Annotated in this window: 1 protein-coding gene; it reads left to right on the top strand. The window is 33.6% G+C overall.

Annotated elements, in window-relative coordinates; translation table 11 throughout:
- Window positions 1–219: 219 nt before the first annotated feature.
- Window positions 220–596, top strand: a 377-nt coding sequence (locus IE258_RS41660; protein WP_229892793.1) for a hypothetical protein, incomplete at its 3' end; no start/stop codon positions are given.

Below are 596 nucleotides of genomic sequence, written 5' to 3'. Positions count from 1 at the left end.
CTTAGATAAGAAACTTAAAAAACTAATCGAAAAGCTCAATGAATAGTACTTGGATAATATTAGGCATAATCTATGGGATATGCCTAATCCCCTCTATACTTCTAACTAAGATGTTATGTCAAGAAATTAGGATGATCAGACCCAACCTATTATTTCTTACCATCTGGTTAGTATTACCTTTATTTCCTATTTACCTAATATTCTTTAAAAAGAAAAACAATGGCTAGAATTAAGGATTACGACGAAGATTTATCTGCTCCCAAGATATTAAGGAGAAGAGATAATAAAGGTAGGTTCATTAAAAAGGACCTACCACCCTACCTAGGATCTGAGCAAGTATTAAAACCTAAGAACTACTATCACTTCGATAGTCACGGTAATTATAAGGGTAGCTCAATGAATTTTGATGCTCTAGTATGCCTTGGTTTTACTTGGTTTAAGTTACTGGGAGTAGCATTAATGATGTTGCTATGGCCAATAGTATTTATATATGCCCTCAATGATGGGATAGAGAGATACCCCTTTAAGAAGTATGCCGTACCCTATACCTTTATCCTAGTAACATGGTTTATCATATTCTTATATGGATTAGTATC

The sequence above is a fragment of the Streptomyces tendae genome (assembly GCF_014650435.1).
In the GTDB taxonomy this organism is placed as follows: Bacteria; Actinomycetota; Actinomycetes; order Streptomycetales; family Streptomycetaceae; genus Streptomyces; species Streptomyces tendae.
This window is presented reverse-complemented; position numbering and strand designations above follow the sequence as displayed.